Consider the following 16,854-nt stretch of genomic DNA (forward strand, 5'->3'; position numbering starts at 1 on the left):
ACGGGGTACGGCGGCGGGTGGTGGCGCGGGCACGGATTCCGGCGGTGGCTTCGGTACGGCGGCGGGCGGTGGCTCGCGTGCGGCGGTCGGCCGTGGCTCCGGGGCGGCGGCGGTCGGGGACGGTACCGGTACGGCGTCCGGCGCTGACTCCCGTACCGCCGCCGGCGATGACGACGCACCCGTCAAGAACTCCTGGGGGCTGGCCGGTTACCGGGGTCCGTCGAAGGCGAGCGTCCGCCCGGACACCCTGCCCGGCCCGTCCGGTTCCGCCGGCAGTCAAGAGTCCGGCCCGGCGCGGACCCCGCCCTCCTCCGCCGGAGGCCCGGACACGCCCGCCCGGGCCTCCGGCATCCCCTCAGGCCCCTCGGCCCGGACGCCAGGCCTCCCGGCAGGAGCCCCACGCGCGTCTGCGCAGACCCCCGGCGTCCCCGGCGGAGCCCCAAGCGCCTCTGCCTGGCCCCCGGGCCTCACCGTCGGAACCCCGGCTGTGTCCCCCGGGACCCCGGGCCTCCCCGCCGGAACCCGGGCCACCCCCCTTGCCCGCACCCCGGGCTCTCCGCGCACAGCCCCCGGCACCCCTGCCCGGACCCCCGCCGTCCAGGGCCCCGGTCGGTGGTCCGCGCACCGGCAGCAGGTCGTGATGTTCTTCGCGGGGCTGGTCGGTGCCGGGGTGCTCATCGCCGGGGTCTTCTTCTTCACCCATCGGGGCGGGGACGGGCACCCGAACGCGGGTGGCAGCACGTCGCCGTCGCCGTCGGCCTCGGCGCGGACGAGCCCGCCGCCCGGCGTCAAGTGCGCCGGCGCCGCCTGTACCGGCAAGGACGCGGAGGCCATGGGGTGCGGCGGTGACCTGGTGAGCACCGCCAAGACGGCCACCGTCGGCACCACCACCCTGGAGGTCCGCTACAGCAAGGCGTGCGGCACGGCCTGGGGCCGGATCACCAGCGGCGCACCGGGCGACACCGTACGGGTCACCGTGGGCAAGGTCCGGCAGACGGGCGACATCACGGCCGTGGGGGACACCATCGGCTACACCCCGATGGTCGCCGTACGGGACCCGGCACAGGCCAGGGCCTGCGCCACGCTCGCCTCGGGCGAGACCGGCTGCACGGATTAGCGCGGTCGGTCGCGCGTCAGCGGGGCGGAAGAAACGGAGGGGGAATTTCCGGAGGCGGCGCATAGGGGGCCGGATCCTGGGCACGCGAACGGTGTATCCCCCCACGGGAGTCCGGTACGCCGGTACCCCCACCGGCGGCCGTCTCCGTCCACCCTCTCCCGGACGGGCGGCCGCCTCTTCGTACCCCTCCGCACCCCGCCCGGCAGGCGATACGTCCCCGCTGATCCCCTTGTGGGGTGAGCCACAGGGCCCCGCACGTCTCACCTGCCGGATGCGCGATAGCCTGACCGGTGGATCTCTCTTGATGCCAAGAGATCGATCATCCGCCCGGGGCAGGGACGCCCCACCGCCAGCTGTCATACGGAGAACGCCATGACCCGCACTCCCGTGAACGTCACCGTCACCGGCGCGGCCGGCCAGATCGGTTACGCCCTGCTCTTCCGCATCGCCTCCGGCCAGCTGCTCGGCGCGGACGTGCCGGTCCGCCTGCGCCTCCTGGAGATCACCCCGGCTCTGAAGGCCGCCGAGGGCACGGCCATGGAGCTGGACGACTGCGCCTTCCCGCTGCTCCGGGGCATCGACATCACGGACGACCCGAACGTCGCCTTCGACGGCGCCAACGTGGCCCTGCTGGTGGGCGCCCGCCCGCGCACCAAGGGCATGGAGCGCGGTGACCTGCTGGAGGCCAACGGCGGCATCTTCAAGCCGCAGGGCAAGGCCATCAACGACCACGCGGCGGACGACATCAAGGTCCTCGTCGTCGGCAACCCGGCCAACACCAACGCGCTCATCGCGCAGGCCGCCGCCCCGGACGTCCCGGCCGAGCGCTTCACCGCGATGACCCGCCTGGACCACAACCGCGCGCTGACCCAGCTGGCGAAGAAGACGGGCAGCAGCGTCTCCGACATCAAGCGGCTCACCATCTGGGGCAACCACTCCGCGACCCAGTACCCGGACATCTTCCACGCCACGGTCGCCGGCAAGAACGCCGCCGAGGTCGTGAACGACGAGAAGTGGCTGGCCGAGGACTTCATCCCGACCGTCGCCAAGCGCGGTGCCGCGATCATCGAGGCCCGTGGCGCGTCCTCCGCCGCCTCCGCCGCCAACGCCGCGATCGACCACGTCCACACCTGGGTCAACGGCACCGCCGAGGGCGACTGGACCTCCATGGGCATCCCGTCGGACGGCTCCTACGGCGTCCCGGAGGGCCTGATCTCCTCCTTCCCGGTCACCACCAAGAACGGCACGTACGAGATCGTCCAGGGCCTGGACATCAACGAGTTCTCCCGCGCCCGCATCGACGCCTCCGTCAAGGAGCTGGAGGAGGAGCGCGAGGCGGTCCGCGGCCTCGGCCTCATCTGATCCGACGTGGTGTGACCCGGCGCCGGTGCGCTATAGTTGATCACGCACCGGCCGCCGGAAACCCGGCACCAAATGATGCGTTGGTGGTCCAAGGAAAGACGCCCCGCTTCCTGCGGGGAGATGCAGGTGCAAGGCCTGCCCGGCGCTCCACACACGAGGTCCCCTTCCGTAGCGGCGGAGGGGGACCTCGCCTCGTTCACCCACGCGCCGGACCTCAGGCCACCGGCTCCTTCGCCGCCCGTGTGCCCGGGGCCGTTCGCGAGGCGCGGCCGGCGGGGCGGTGGCCCACGACGACCAGGGCCGTCGCCAGCAGGACCACCGCTCCGACGGTCCGCAGCGCCGGGCCCATCCCGCTCGCGAAGTCGCCGTGACCCGCGAGGGCCGTGCCGGCGACGGCGACGCCGAGGGCCGCGCCGATCTCGCGGGCCGAGGTGCCGAGGCCGGAACCGAGGCCCGCCTGCCGCGGGGGCAGGGACAGGACGACGCCCAGGGTGAGGGCCGGCATGGCCAGCCCGGTGCCCGCCGAGATGACCAGCAGCCAGCAGGCGTACAGCGCGTACGGCGTGTGCGCGTCCGCCGTGGACGCGGCGAGCAGGCCCAGGCCGATCAGGGCGAGCCCGGTGCCGACGACCGGGCGCGGACGCGCCGACCAGCGGGCCGCGAACTTCGGGACCAGGGCCATGCCCACGATCAGCGGCACGATCGCGACCCCGGTCAGCGCGGGCGCGAAGCCCTTGACCTCTTGCAGATACTGCGAGTTGACGAAGAACAGCGCGAACAGGCCGAAGAATCCGGTCGCCAGACCCAGCGTGGTCGCGCGCAGCCCGGCGGAGCGGAAGACGCGCGGGTCGAACAGCGGGGCGGGAGAACGCAGGGCGTGGACCGTGAAGGCGGCCACCAGCAGGGCGCCCGCACCGAACGCGGTCAGGATGCGCGGCGAGGCCCAGCCGTGCCCGGGGCCCTCGATGATGCCGAACAGCACGGCGACCAACCCGGCGGTGAGCAGCAGGGTGCCGACCGGGTCCGGGCTGCCCTGCGCGGAGCGGGCCGTGCGCGGGGTGGTCACCGCGACCGCGGCGGCGAGGACGGCCGCCAGCGGCACCATTGCGGCGAACAGCGCCCGCCAGGACAGGTACTGGCCGACCAGGCCGCCGCCCAGGTTGCCCGCCATGCCGCCCAGCCCGATGGCCAGCGTCCAGGACGCCATCGCCTGGGCGCGCCGCTCGGGCCCGGCCAGGTGCACCAGGACCGACATCGTCGCGGGGGTGATCAGCGCGGCCCCGGCCCCGGACAGGCCCCGGCCGGCGATCAGCAGCGCCGGACCGGGGGCGAGCGCGCTGGTCGCGGCGCCCACCGCGAACAGGGCCAGACCGGCGAGCAGGGCGCCCTTGCGGCCGTACCGGTCGCCGAGCGCGCCGGCCGGGATCAACAGCCCGGCGAAGACGATGACGTAGGCGTCGACCGTCCACAGGATCTCGGTGTGCGAGGGGTGCAGGCCGGATGAACCGAGCTGCGGGATCAGCAGGTTGATGGCGGCGACCATGCTCTGCGCGACCAGCACGCAGGCGCACAGGGTCAGCAGTGTCGAGCGTTTCAGGGCGTGCGCGGGCACGGCTCCTCCCGGGGAGCTGGTGGGTGGTGGGGGATGCGCTCTCACCGTAGGCTCGCGCCAGACCTGCTTTCCAGTGCAACCTTCGCAAGGAACCCCTGCACATGACGCAATCCACGGGCCTGGACCTGAATCTGCTTGTCGCGCTGGACGTGCTGCTGGAGGAGGAGAGCGTGCAGGGCGCCGCTCGCCGGCTGCACCTGTCCGAGCCGGCGATGAGCCGCACCCTGGGCCGCATCCGCAAGGCGCTCGGCGACCCGGTGCTGGTCCGCGCCGGCCGCCGGATGGTGCCGACCCCGCACGCGCTCGCCGTGCGCGCCGAGGTCGGCGCGGTGGTGGAGCGGGCCCGCGCCCTGTTCACGCCGGGCCGGGACACCGACCTGCGCGAGGTCACCCGCACCTTCACGATCCTCGGCCACGACGCCGTCGCCGCCACCCATGGCGCGGCCCTCTTCGCCCGCGCCGCCCGCGAGGCCCCCGGCATCCGCCTGCGTTTTTTGAGCGAGAGCCATGTGGACGCCCCGTTCCTGCGCCAGGGCACCGCCGACCTGGAGGTCGGGGTGATCGACTCGGTGGCGCCCGAGGTGCGTGTGGAGACGGTGTACGAGGACCGCATGCTGGGCGTCGTACGGGCCGGACACCCGCTGCTGGACGGCGAGTTGACACCCGAGCGGTTCGCCGGGGCGGCGGGACACCTCATCGTCTCCCGGCGCGGCAGGCAGCGCGGCCCGGTCGACGACGCCCTCGCCGAACTCGGCCTGGAACGCCGGGTGGTGGGCAGCGTCGGCACCTACCCGGCCTCGCTGTTCGTGCTGCGCGAGACCGACCTGATCGGGCTGTTCAGTCAGTGGGGCCGCCCACTGGCCGAGGCCCTCGGCCTGGTCACCTTCGAGATCCCGCTCCCGCTGCCCGCCGTCGACATCGGCTTCGCATGGCACCCGCGCCACGACGCCGACCCGGCCCACGCCTGGCTGCGCGGCTGCGTACGGGATCTGATGCTCCAGCGGTCAGCTGTGCTCTAGCTCCCGCTGGAGTTCGGAGACGTCCACGGACCGCGCCGCGGCCGGGGTGGCGGACGGGACCGGCTCGTCGTAGCCCGTGAAGGTCAGGTCCTGATCGGTGCTGGCGTCCCGCTGGGCGGCCCGGACCAGACGGTGCGGGGTGGCCGAGGTGACGTAGAGGGCGATCTTCTTCCCGCCGTGCTCGGTGCCGGTCAGCGGGATCACCTTCGTGCCGTCGACCTTCGTCTCCTTGCCCTTGGTCAGCGCGGCGCGGGGGGAGGACTCGGCGGCGGCCGCCTTCTGGAAGGCGGTCAGGTCGCAGGTGTCGGACATGCCCCTGAGCACGGTGTCCTTCGTGGAGCCGTGCAGATAGCGGTTCTTCAGGCGTGCGACCACTTCATCGCCCTGGCGGCCGGGCAGCTGGGCCTTCCAGAACGCGGTGTCCGGCTTCATCCACACCTGGTCGCCCCGCTTGATCAGCGCGACGCTGCCGCCGCCCGCGCCCATGACCAGCTTGCCCACGCAGTTTCCGGCACGGTCGAGCGTCAGGTCCAGGGAGGCCGGGGCGGCCCGGTCGGTGCCCGCGCGGTGATTCGTGTACCTGAGGTGCACCGAGCGCGCCTTGAGCAGGTTGCTCCGCGCCTCGTCCGCGAGGGCACGGGCGCTCGGGCCGCTGTCGTCGGCGAGGGTCTTCGGGGTGCCGTCGGAGCGGGGCAGGGCCGGGAGGCCGGGTGCGGTGGCGGTCGGAGCAGGGGCCGTCGCGGGCACAGCGGGGGCCGTGGCGGGCAGGGCGAGCGGGGTCAGTAGGGCCAGGGTGACGCTTGCCCCCGCACAGAGTCGCGATCCACGAGTCATCGTGCCACCTCCCGACACCCCTCCTCACCCTACTTTTGTCCCTTTTCGACCGCATTTTCAGTGACGCGGCGCACTTTCGGCACCGATTGCGCATGCGACGCGGCGCCCCGGGCAGGCGGCGACGGTCCCCAGGCGAGACAGCCCTGTCACGCAGGGGCATGGATCAAAAACGGAAGGCAAGACCGATCATGGCGGACAGAACGGAACGACAGGCCCGCGCGACCATCCACGCGGGCGGCGAGTGGCTGGCGGCGATCTCCGGCGCGACCCGGGAGATCCTCGACCCCGCGGACGCCCGGCCGTTCGCCGTGGTCGCCGAGGGCGACGAGAAGGACGCCGAACGCGCGGTGGCCGCCGCCCGGCACGCGTTCGACCAGGGCCCCTGGCCGCGCACCCCGGTCGCCGAGCGCGCCGCCCTGCTGCGCCGCGTCGCCGACCTGCTGAAGCGCGACCGCGAGGAACTCGGCCTGCTGGAGAGCCGGGACGCGGGCAAGACCGTCGAGGAGGGCCGCGTCGACATCGACTGCGTCGCCGACGCCTTCCGCTACTTCGCCGACCTGGTCGCCGCCGAGGCCCCGGGCCGGGTCGTCGACGCGGGCTCGCCCGACATCCACAGCGTGGTCGTCCATGAACCGGTCGGCGTCTGCGCGCTGATCACCCCCTGGAACTACCCGCTCCTCCAGGCCAGCTGGAAGATCGCCCCGGCGCTCGCCGCCGGCAACACCTTCGTGATCAAGCCCAGCGAGATCACCCCGATGACCACCATCGCCCTGATCGGACTGCTGGCCGAGGCCGGCCTGCCCGCGGGCGTGGCCAACCTCGTCACCGGCCCCGGTCACACGGTCGGCGCCCGGCTCGCCGAGCACCCCGACGTCGACCTCGTCTCCTTCACCGGTGGCCTGGCCAGCGGCACCAAGGTCGCCCAGGCCGCCGCGCCCACCGTCAAGAAGGTCGCCCTCGAACTCGGCGGCAAGAACCCCAACGTGGTCTTCGCCGACGCCTGCGCCACCGAGGAGGACTTCGACACCGCCGTCGACCAGGCCCTCAACGCGGCCTTCATCCACAGCGGCCAGGTCTGCTCGGCCGGCGCCCGCCTCATCGTCGAGGAGTCGGTCCGCGAGCGCTTCGTCGCCGAACTCGCCCGCCGGGCCCAGCGGATCAGGCTCGGCCGCGGCACGGCCGACGGCGTCGAGTGCGGCCCGCTCGTCTCCGCACAGCAGCGCGCCAAGGTCGAGGCGTATGTCGCCTCCGCCCTCGAAGAGGGTGCCGTGCTGCGCTGTGGCGGCAAGCGGCCGGAGCCGTCACCGCAGCGCCCCGAGGCCGGCTGGTTCTACGAGCCGACCATCCTCGACGCCTGCCACCGCGAGATGAAGGTCGTCCGCGAGGAGGTCTTCGGCCCGGTCCTCACCGTCGAGACGTTCGGCACCGAGGAAGAGGCCGTCTTCCTCGCCAACGACACCGAGTACGGCCTCGCGGGCGCCGTCTGGACCTCCGACCCCGGCCGGGCCCGCAGGGTCGCCGCCCGGCTGCGTCACGGCACCGTCTGGATCAACGACTTCCACCCCTACCTGCCGCAGGCGGAGTGGGGCGGCTTCGGCAGGAGCGGCACCGGCCGAGAGCTGGGGCCCGCCGGCCTCGCCGAGTACCGCGAGACCAAGCACATCTACCAGAACCTCGCGCCGAAGCCGGTGCGCTGGTTCGCCGGCTGAGCCCCGCCCGTAAGCCGTACGTACGTCCCCACCTGGAGCAGCACCCCCATGTCCCACACTCCCCACGTCTACGACTACGTCGTCATCGGCGGTGGCACGGCGGGCTCCGTCATCGCCTCCCGCCTCACCGAGAACCCCGACGTCACGGTCGCCGTCATCGAGGGCGGCCCGAGCGACGTCGACCGCGACGACGTCCTCACCCTGCGCCGCTGGATGGGCCTGCTCGGCGGCGAACTCGACTACGACTACCCGACGGTGGAACAGCCGCGCGGCAACTCCCACATCCGGCACAGCCGCGCCCGCGTCCTCGGCGGCTGCTCCTCGCACAACACCCTCATCTCCTTCAAGCCCCTGCCCTCCGACTGGGACGAGTGGGAAGAGGCAGGGGCCAAGGGCTGGGGCGCCGTCCCCATGGAGGCCTACTTCCCCCGCCTGAAGAACAACATCGTCTCCGTCGACGAGAAGGACCGGAACGCCATCGCCCGCGACTTCGTCGACGCGGCCCGGTCGGCGCTCGGAGTACCCCGGGTCGAGGGCTTCAACCGCAAGCCGTTCACCGAGGGCGTCGGCTTCTTCGACCTCGCCTACCACCCCGAGAACAACAAGCGGTCCTCGGCGTCGGTGGCGTATCTGCACCCGGTGATGGACGAACGCCCCAACCTCCGCCTCTTCCTGGAGACCTGGGCGTACCGGCTGGAGCTGGACGGCACCCGTGCCGAGGGCGTCCACGTGCGCACCAAGGACGGCGAGGAACTGCTGATCCGCGCCCGCGAGGAGGTCGTCCTGTGCGCCGGCGCCGTCGACTCCCCGCGCCTGCTGCTCCACTCGGGCATCGGCCCCGCCAAGGACCTCGAAGCGCTCGGCATCCCCGTCGTCCACGACCTGCCGGGCGTCGGCGAGAACCTGCTCGACCACCCCGAGTCGGTCATCGTCTGGGAGACCCACGGCCCGATCCCGGAGAACTCCGCGATGGACTCCGACGCGGGCCTGTTCGTCCGCCGCGACCCCGCGCAGGCGGGCCCGGACCTGATGTTCCACTTCTACCAGATCCCGTTCACGGACAACCCGGAGCGCCTGGGCTACGAACGCCCGCCGTACGGCGTCTCGATGACCCCCAACATCCCCAAGCCGAAGAGCCGTGGCCGTCTCTACCTGACCAGCGCCGACCCCTCCGTCAAGCCGGCGCTCGACTTCCGCTACTTCACCGACGAGGACGACTACGACGCGCGGACCCTCGTCGACGGCATCCGCATCGCCCGGGAGATCGCCAGGACCGAGCCGCTGGCCGGCTGGCTCAGGCGCGAGGTCTGCCCCGGCCCCGACATCCTCGGCGACGCCGAGCTGAGCGAGTACGCCCGCAAGGTCGCGCACACCGTCTACCACCCGGCCGGCACCTGCAAGATGGGCGCCGCCGACGACGAACTCGCCGTGGTCGACCCGGAGCTGAGAATCCGGGGCCTCGACGGCATTCGCATCGCCGACGCGTCCGTCTTCCCGACCATGACCGCCGTGAACCCGATGATCGGGGTCCTCATGGTCGGGGAGAAGGCCGTCGACCTGATCGGAGATGATCCCCGATGAGTCTCACCGTCCCCACCCGCAAGCCGCCCACCACCACCGAGCCCGTCTTCTCGGTGTCCGGACTGTGGAAGGTGTTCGGCCCCAAGCCCGAGCGCGTTCCCGAGGACCCGGAACTCGGCACCCTGACCCCCGCCGAGCTCCGCTCCCGCACCGGCTGCACCGCCGCCGTCCGGGACGTCTCCTTCGACGTCCGCAAGGGCGAGGTCTTCGTCGTCATGGGCCTGTCCGGCTCCGGCAAGTCCACCCTCGTCCGCTGCCTGACCCGGCTGATCGAGCCGACGGCGGGCACGATCGCCATCGACGGCGAGGACGTCCGCGCCATGGACAAGGCCCGCCTGCGCGAGCTGCGCCGGCACCGGGCCGCGATGGTCTTCCAGCACTTCGGCCTCCTGCCGCACCGCACGGTCCTCGACAACGTCGCCTACGGCCTGGAGATCCAGGGCGTCGGCAAGTCCGAACGCCGCGAGCGTGCCGCCGAGTTCATCGCCAAGGTCGGCCTCGAAGGCATGGAGAAGCGCCGCCCCGGCCAGCTCTCCGGCGGCCAGCGCCAGCGCGTGGGCCTCGCCCGGGCACTCGCGGTGGACCCCGAGGTGCTGCTCTTCGACGAGCCGTTCAGCGCCCTCGACCCCCTCATCCGCCGCGACATGCAGGACGAGGTGGCCCGCCTGCACCGCGAAGAAGGCCGCACGATGGTCTTCATCACCCACGACCTCACCGAGGCCCTCAAACTCGGCGACCGCATCGCCCTGATGCGCGACGGCCAGGTCGTCCAGCTGGGCACCCCCGAGGAGATCGTCGGCAACCCGGCCGACGACTACGTCCGCGAGTTCGTACGGGACGTACCGCGCGAACAGGTGCTGACGGCACGTACGGCCATGCGTCCGGCCTCCGCCGCGGAAACGGCCGACGGCCCCGCGGTGCGCCCCGAGGCCACGGTGGCCGAGGCCATCGAGGCGGTGGCCCGCGCGGGCACCCCGGCCCGCGTCATGGACAAGGGCCGCTGCCTCGGCGTGATCGACCACGAGCAACTGCTCGGCGTGGTGGCAGGCGTGGACACGACAGCCACGTCCCCGGGCGCCGCCGCAGCCGCAGGCACGGATGCCGCCGTAGCGACGGACGACGATGCCGCCGTAGCTGCGGGCATTCGTGCCGCTGGGACGGCACCCGTCCCAAAGAAAGCGGCACCCCGCCAGCGCGGGCAAGCGACCCAACCCCCGGCGAGTACTGCCCCGGAGGCCGTCTGATGGCAACGCTCACCGTCCCGACCTCCGGCACCGGCAAACCCCGCGTCCTCAGAAGCCGAGCCGCGGCCAAACTCCTCCTGCTCGCCCTCTTCGCCGCGGTCCTGGCCCCCTGGGCAGCCACCCACTGGCCCGGCGCCACCTGGCCTCACGCGCTGACGCTCCACGTCGACAAACCCCTCACCACCGCCAGCGACTGGGTCCTGGACAACCGGGACAGCCACCCCCTGTTCCTGTACTTCTTCGGCTACATCAGCAACGCCGTCATCTGGGCCGTCCGAGCCGTCTACCTCACCCTCCTCGCGGCGGGCTGGGCAGGCGTCACGGCCTTCGCCGCCCTGCTCGCCTGGCGCGTGGCCGGTGTCCGCCTGGCCGCCGGCACGGCCCTCGCCTTCCTCGCCTGCGGCGCCCTCGGCATGTGGGTCCCGACCATGCAGACCCTCGCCCTGATGGTCGTAGCGGTCCTCGCCTCCGTCGTCGTGGGCGCGCTCCTCGGCCTCGCCGCCGGCCTCTCCGACCGCCTGGACCGTGCCCTGCGCCCGGTCCTGGACACCATGCAGGTGCTCCCGGCCTTCGCCTACCTCCTCCCCGTCGTCCTGGTCTTCGGCATCGGCGTCCCCGCGGCCGTCCTCGCCACCGTCGTGTACGCCGCCCCGCCGATGGCCCGCCTCACCGCGCTCGGCCTGCGCGGCGCCGATCCCGAAGTCCTGGAGGCCGTGGAGTCGCTCGGCGCGACCCGTCGCCAGCGGCTGCTGACCGCCCGTATCCCGCTGGCCCGCAAGGAACTCCTCCTCGGCCTCAACCAGACGATCATGATGGCGCTGTCCATGGCCGTGATCGCCGCCGTCATCGGCGCGGCCGGCCTCGGCGACCGCGTCTACCAGGCCCTCGCCTCGGTCGACGTCGGCGCGGCCCTCGCCGCCGGCATCCCGATCGTGCTGCTCGCGGTGGTCCTGGACCGTGTGACGGCCGCCGCCGGCGACGGCACCAGCCGCCCCCGGACGATCGGCTGGCCGTACGCCCTCGCCGTCACCGTGGCCGTGGCCCTCGCCACCCGCCTCCTCGGCGCGCCGGACTGGCCCGCCGGCTGGACCGTGGGCATCGCCGAACCGGTCAACCGGGCCGTCGACTGGATGACCGCCCACCTGTACTCCGGCGTCCCGGTCATCGGCGGCACCGCCGACTGGGCGGGCCACTTCACCACCTGGGTCCTGGACCCCGTACGCGACGGCCTTCAGTGGCTGCCCTGGTGGTCGGTGCTGCTCGTCGTCGCCGCGCCGGCCTGGCTGATCGGCACCTGGCGCACCGCGCTGACCGCCGTCCTCGCCATGGCCGCGATCGGCGTGCTCGGCGTGTGGGAGCCGTCGCTCGACACCCTCTCCCAGGTGCTGGCCGCCGTCGCCGTCACCCTCGTCCTGGGCTTCGCGGCCGGCATCGCGGCCGCCCGCAGCGACCGCGTCGAACGTGCCCTGCGCCCGGTCCTGGACGTCGTCCAGACCATGCCGCAGTTCGTGTACCTGATCCCGGTCGTCGCGCTGTTCGGCGTGGGCCGCGCGCCCGCCGTCGCCGCGGCCGTCGTCTACGCCCTCCCGGCCGTCGTCCGGATCACCGCGCAGGGCCTGCGCCAGGTCGACCAGGCCGCGCTGGAGTCCGCGCGCTCGCTGGGCGCGACCGGCCGCCAGCAGCTGTGGCAGGTCCAGCTCCCGCTGGCCCGGCGCGCGCTGCTGCTCGCCGTCAACCAGGGCGTGGTCCTGGTCCTCGCCGTCGTCATCATCGGCGGTCTGGTCGGCGGCGGCGCCCTCGGCTACGACGTCGCGTTCGGCCTCGCCCAGGGCGACCTGGCGACCGGCCTCGTCGCCGGCGCGGCGATCGTCTGCCTGGGCCTGATGCTGGACCGGGTGACCCAGCCGACCGCGCGGCGCGCGAAGAAGGGAGCCTGACATGCGACGTCGTACGACCGCCCTGGTGGGCTCGCTGGTGCTGCTGACCGCGACCGGCTGCGGCGCCGCCGACATGACCAAGCAGGCCTCGCCCTTCGCGAACGCAGGGGGCACGAAGTCGGTCACCCTGTCCGTGCAGTCCTGGGTGGGCGCGCAGTCCAACGTGGCCGTCGCCCAGTACGTCCTGGAGCACAAGCTCGGCTACCGCGTCGACACCGTCCAGGTCGACGAGGTGCCCGCCTGGGACGCGCTCAGCCAGGGCCGGGTCGACGCGCTCCTGGAGGACTGGGGCCACCCGGACCAGGAGAAGCGGTACGTCCAGGACAAGAAGACGATCGCCCGCGGCGGCGACCTCGGGGTGACCGGCCACATCGGCTGGTTCGTGCCCACCTACCTCGCCAAGCAGCACCCGGACATCACCGACTGGCGGAACCTCAACAAGTACGCCTCCCTCTTCCGCACCGCGGAGAGCGGCGGCAAGGGCCAGCTGATGGACGGCTCCCCGTCCTACGTCACCAACGACAAGGCGCTGGTGAAGAACCTGAAGCTGGACTACCAGGTGGTCTTCGCCGGTTCCGAGGCGGCGCAGATCACCCAGATGAAGCAGTTCGCCAAGGAGAAGAAGCCCTTCCTGACCTACTGGTACTCGCCCCAGTGGCTGTTCGAGAAGGTGCCGATGACGGAGGTGAAGCTGCCGCCGTACAAGGAGGGCTGCGACGCGGACGCGGCGAAGGTCGCCTGTGCCTACCCGCACACCCCGCTCCAGAAGTACCTCAACGCCGACTTCGCGAAGTCCGGCGGCAAGGCCGCGGCCTTCCTGAAGAAGTTCCGGTGGACGACGGAGGACCAGAACGAGGTCTCGCTGATGATCGCCGAACAGAAGCTGGACCCGCGGGAAGCGGCGAAGAAGTGGGTGGACAGCCACCCCTCCGTGTGGAAGGAGTGGCTGTCCTGACCGGCGTCAGGCCGGGAGGCCGCCGGCGATCTCCCGCAGCGCGGCCTCGTCCCGCCTCACCCGTGCTGCCCGGGCTGGTAGTGGCCCGGGGTCATCCGGAAGGTCACACCGAACCGGTTCCAGGCGTTGATCACCGTGATCGCGGCGACCAGCTGGGCCAGCTCGGCCTCCTCGAAGTGCTTGGCGGCCCGCTCGTACACCTCCTCCGGCACGAAGCCGTCGGTCAGGACGGTGACCGCCTCGGTCAGCTCGATCGCGGCCAGCTCCTTCTCCGTGTAGAAGTGCCGGGACTCCTGCCAGGCGCTGAGCTGCACGATCCGCTCGATGCTCTCACCGGCGGCGAGGGCGTCCTTGGAGTGCATGTCGAGGCAGAACGCGCAGTGGTTGAGCTGTGAGGCGCGGATCTTCACCAGCTCGTACAGCTTGGGGTCCAGGCCCCGCTTGGCGACGCTGTCCAGGCGGACCATGGCCTTGTAGACGTCGGGGGCGTGCTCGGTCCACGGCAGGCGCGGGGCTTCTTCGGCGGCGTATTCGACGGTTTCCTGTGCAGTGGTCATGCCCTCGACTCTAGGAACGAGGCAGCCCAGGAGTATGGTCCATTTCCATGACGGAATCGTGGGCCACTCTGGGCGTCGACCTGCATCTCGAACCGAGCGGCTCGGGCGGCCTGCGCCGGGGCCTGACCGACGCCCTGCGGGACGCGGTCCGCACCGGCCGGCTCGCCCCCGGCACCCGGCTGCCGTCCTCCCGCTCCCTCGCCGCCGACCTCGGCATCGCCCGCAACACCGTCGCCGAGGCCTACGCCGACCTGGTCGCGGAGGGCTGGCTCACGGCCCGCCAGGGCTCCGGCACCCGAGTGGCGACGGGGGCGCGTGGCACCGGCGCCCCCGGCACCGGCGCCCGCACAGCCCCCGGCACCACCCCGGCGACCTCTCACCGCGCCCCCACCCGCCCGCTGCACGACCTCGTCCCCGGCACCCCCGACCTCGCCGCCTTCCCGCGCACCGAGTGGGTGAAGGCCACCCGCCGGGCCCTGGCCACGGCCCCCTTCCACGCCCTCGGCTACGGCGACCCGCGCGGCCGCCCAGAACTGCGCACCGCCCTCGCCGGCTACCTCGCCCGAGCCCGTGGGGTGCGCACCGACCCCGACACGATCGTGATCACCGCCGGCTTCTCGCACGCCCTCACCATCCTCGGCAAGCTCCTGCGGGCCCGCGGGGTGCGGACGGTGGCCGTGGAGTCGTACGGCCTCGACGTCCACTGGGCGCTGCTGCGGAACGCGGGCATGGCCACGCCCGCGCTGCCGTACGACGAACTGGGCACCGCCCCCGGCGAGTCGGTGGCCGCCGGCGCGGTGCTGCTGACCCCGGCGCACCAGTTCCCCATGGGCACCCCGCTGCACCCGGACCGGCGGTCCGCCGTCGTCGCCTGGGCCCGGCGCACCGGCGGACTGATCCTGGAGGACGACTACGACGGCGAGTTCCGCTACGACCGCCAGCCCGTCGGCGCGTTGCAGGGACTCGCCCCCGACCGGGTCGTCTACCTCGGCACGGCCAGCAAGTCGCTCGCGCCCGGACTGCGGCTGGGCTGGATGGTGCTGCCGCCGGCCCTCGCGGCGGAGGCGGCCTCGGCCAAGGGCCGGACGGACACCGTCGGCGCACTGGAACAGCTCACCCTCGCGGAGTTCCTCACCTCCGGCGCGTACGACCGCCACGTCCGCTCCTCCCGCCTGCGCTACCGGCGCCGCCGCGACGCCCTCGCCACCGCCGTCACCGAGCGGGCACCGGAGGTGAGGGTCACGGGAATCGCCGCGGGCCTGCACGCGGTCCTACGGCTCCCGCCCGGCACGGAGGAGTCGGTGGTCCAGGCGGCGGCATGGCAGGGCCTGGCCCTCCACGGCCTGACCTTCTACCGGCACCCACAGGCCGTCACCGACCCGTTGGACGCCGTGGTCGTCGGCTACGGCACACCACCGGACAGCGCGTGGGCGGCGGCACTGGAGGCGCTGTGCCGGGTACTGCCTTGAGAAGGCCGGGGACAGCGGGAGCGCGGGGCACCACGCTCAACCACATCCGCGCCGCACCCGCCGGACGGACCGAACCCCCACCCCGTGAGGCGCACAGCACCTACTCCACCGGTGCCTCCCCGAACCGCGCCAGCGCCAACGCCCCCACCACGGCCACAGCGAACCCCAACGCCGCGACCCAGCCCAGTCCCTCCCGCGTACGATCCCCGAGCCAGACCACCCCCACCGCGGCCGGCCCGATCGTCTCGCCGAGCACCATCCCGGCCGTCGCGGTCGTCACCGAGCCCCGCTGGAGGGCCGAGGTGAGCAGCAGGAACGCGGCGCCCCCACCGAGCAGCAGCGCATACGTGGCCGGGTTGCCCAGCAGATCCCCGACCTCCAGCGAGTCGATCAGCCGTACCGCCACCTCCACCACCCCGAACCCGAACCCGGCGCCGAGCCCCAGCAGCAGTGCCCGGGTCCGGCCGGTCAGACGCCCGCCGACCCCGCCGAGCAGCAGCACGCCCGCCGCCGCAGCGACCATCGCGTACCGCAGCCAGTCCGGTCCGCTCCGGTCGCCCTCGGTGCCCGAGGCCAGCCCCAGCAGGGCGAGTCCCGCGCACACCACCCCCACGGCGGCCCACTCCGTCCCGCTCAGCCGGACCCGCAGCAGCCGTGCCGCCACCACCGCCGTCACGGCGAGGCTGGCGGCCAGCGCCGCGCCCACCGCGTAGATCGGGACCGACCGCAGGGCCGCGATCTGGAGCAGGAAGCCCAGCCCGTCCAGCGCGAGACCGGCGAGATACCGCCACTGCCGCAGCGCCCGCAGCAGGAGCGCCGCGTCCCCGCCGCCACCTCCCTCGGCGCCCGCCGCCCGCGCGGCCACCGCCTGCAACACCGTCGCGGTACCGAAGCAGACCGCCGCACCAAGGGCGCACACCATTCCAAACAGCACGAAGTGACTCTAGGGGAACGGCAGATCGAGGACCCGACGATGCCGAAACCCACACCGATCTCTAGGCTGACCGCCGAACACGACATCCGACGGGGGAGACACCACCATGGAGCGCACACGCCGGCCACTTCGTTCCGGCACGGTCGTCCTCGGCGGCGTGGGCCTGCTGGCCGCCGCGCTCACCGCCTGCTCGTCCGAACCGGACAAGCGGTGCGTCGACCGCGACAGCTACAACCTCGCCAAGGGCTACAAGGTCGTCTCGGACAAGAACTGCAAGACCAGCGCCGTGTCGGGGAAGACGAAGGGCAGGAAGGCGCCGGGCGGGAGGACGACCGTCAACAAGAAGGCCGACGCCGCCTGGTACTACGAGGGCGAGGAGAAGGGCGGCTGGGTCGACGGCGGCTCCTTCACCAAGCCCGGCAAGGGCTCGGGCAGCGGCTCGTACGACGACGACCACCACAGCGGAAGCGGCGGTGTCCACCGCGGCGGCTTCGGCGGCGGCAAGGGCAGCTCCGGCGGCTGAC

14 protein-coding genes are annotated in these 16,854 nt (G+C 73.0%); 10 read left to right on the plus strand and 4 right to left on the minus strand.

Features of this window, described 5'->3' with window-relative positions; genetic code table 11:
- Positions 1-640: 640 nt before the first annotated feature.
- Together ACZ4WH_RS01580 and ACZ4WH_RS01585 are read left to right on the plus strand one after the other, a co-directional pair.
- Positions 641-1,117 (plus strand): DUF2690 domain-containing protein, encoded by a 477-nt coding sequence (locus ACZ4WH_RS01580; protein ID WP_468175187.1) that lies wholly within the window; start codon positions 641-643, stop codon positions 1,115-1,117.
- 372 nt (positions 1,118-1,489) lie between these two features.
- Positions 1,490-2,479 carry a malate dehydrogenase gene (locus ACZ4WH_RS01585; RefSeq protein WP_468175190.1) on the plus strand — a complete coding sequence of 330 codons (990 nt, stop codon included), beginning with the start codon at positions 1,490-1,492 and terminating at the stop codon, positions 2,477-2,479.
- Between the two features lie 214 nt (positions 2,480-2,693).
- Here ACZ4WH_RS01585 and ACZ4WH_RS01590 read toward each other — a convergent pair whose 3' ends face one another.
- Entirely contained in the window at positions 2,694-4,091 is a 1,398-nt protein-coding gene (locus ACZ4WH_RS01590; RefSeq protein ID WP_468175193.1) for an MFS transporter, read from the minus strand.
- A 101-nt stretch (positions 4,092-4,192) separates the two neighbouring features.
- On the opposite strand from ACZ4WH_RS01590, the gene ACZ4WH_RS01595 reads away from it, so the two are divergent.
- Positions 4,193-5,110, plus strand: coding sequence for a LysR family transcriptional regulator (locus tag ACZ4WH_RS01595; protein WP_468175196.1), 918 nt, complete (start codon positions 4,193-4,195; stop codon positions 5,108-5,110).
- Here ACZ4WH_RS01595 and ACZ4WH_RS01600 read toward each other — a convergent pair.
- Positions 5,096-5,944 carry a LolA-like protein gene (locus ACZ4WH_RS01600; RefSeq protein WP_468175199.1) on the minus strand — a complete coding sequence of 283 codons (849 nt, stop codon included), beginning with the start codon at positions 5,942-5,944 and terminating at the stop codon, positions 5,096-5,098. The genes ACZ4WH_RS01595 and ACZ4WH_RS01600 overlap by 15 nt on opposite strands.
- A gap of 188 nt (positions 5,945-6,132) precedes the next feature.
- On the opposite strand from ACZ4WH_RS01600, the gene ACZ4WH_RS01605 reads away from it, so the two are divergent.
- The 5 genes from ACZ4WH_RS01605 to ACZ4WH_RS01625 are packed head-to-tail and all read left to right on the plus strand — an operon-like array spanning position 6,133 to position 13,370.
- Positions 6,133-7,653, plus strand: coding sequence for an aldehyde dehydrogenase family protein (locus ACZ4WH_RS01605; RefSeq protein WP_468175202.1), 1,521 nt, complete (start codon positions 6,133-6,135; stop codon positions 7,651-7,653).
- 48 nt (positions 7,654-7,701) lie between these two features.
- Positions 7,702-9,234: a GMC family oxidoreductase gene (locus ACZ4WH_RS01610; protein ID WP_468175205.1), complete on the plus strand. Its 1,533-nt coding sequence runs from the start codon at positions 7,702-7,704 to the stop codon at positions 9,232-9,234.
- Entirely contained in the window at positions 9,231-10,478 is a 1,248-nt protein-coding gene (locus ACZ4WH_RS01615; protein WP_468175208.1) for a quaternary amine ABC transporter ATP-binding protein, read from the plus strand. Before ACZ4WH_RS01610 ends, ACZ4WH_RS01615 begins: the two co-directional genes overlap by 4 nt.
- A complete protein-coding gene (locus ACZ4WH_RS01620) occupies positions 10,478-12,415 on the plus strand; it encodes an ABC transporter permease (RefSeq protein ID WP_468175211.1) in 1,938 nt (645 codons plus the stop codon). Before ACZ4WH_RS01615 ends, ACZ4WH_RS01620 begins: the two co-directional genes overlap by 1 nt.
- Before the next feature lies 1 nt (position 12,416).
- Entirely contained in the window at positions 12,417-13,370 is a 954-nt protein-coding gene (locus ACZ4WH_RS01625) for an ABC transporter substrate-binding protein (RefSeq protein WP_468175214.1), read from the plus strand.
- Positions 13,371-13,426: 56 nt separating this feature from the next.
- Here ACZ4WH_RS01625 and ACZ4WH_RS01630 read toward each other — a convergent pair whose 3' ends face one another.
- Positions 13,427-13,927, minus strand: coding sequence for a carboxymuconolactone decarboxylase family protein (locus ACZ4WH_RS01630; RefSeq protein WP_468175217.1), 501 nt, complete (start codon positions 13,925-13,927; stop codon positions 13,427-13,429).
- 47 nt (positions 13,928-13,974) lie between these two features.
- On the opposite strand from ACZ4WH_RS01630, the gene pdxR reads away from it, so the two are divergent.
- A complete protein-coding gene (gene pdxR / locus ACZ4WH_RS01635) occupies positions 13,975-15,396 on the plus strand; it encodes a MocR-like pyridoxine biosynthesis transcription factor PdxR (protein WP_468175220.1) in 1,422 nt (473 codons plus the stop codon).
- 100 nt (positions 15,397-15,496) lie between these two features.
- On the opposite strand, the gene ACZ4WH_RS01640 is transcribed toward pdxR, so the two are convergent.
- Positions 15,497-16,318: a DMT family protein gene (locus ACZ4WH_RS01640; RefSeq protein WP_468175558.1), complete on the minus strand. Its 822-nt coding sequence runs from the start codon at positions 16,316-16,318 to the stop codon at positions 15,497-15,499.
- 118 nt (positions 16,319-16,436) lie between these two features.
- Between ACZ4WH_RS01640 and ACZ4WH_RS01645 the strand changes: the two genes are divergently transcribed.
- Positions 16,437-16,853 carry a hypothetical protein gene (locus ACZ4WH_RS01645; RefSeq protein WP_468175223.1) on the plus strand — a complete coding sequence of 139 codons (417 nt, stop codon included), beginning with the start codon at positions 16,437-16,439 and terminating at the stop codon, positions 16,851-16,853.
- Position 16,854: the final 1 nt, after the last annotated feature.

Source organism: Streptomyces sp. NPDC029138 (assembly GCF_055564375.1).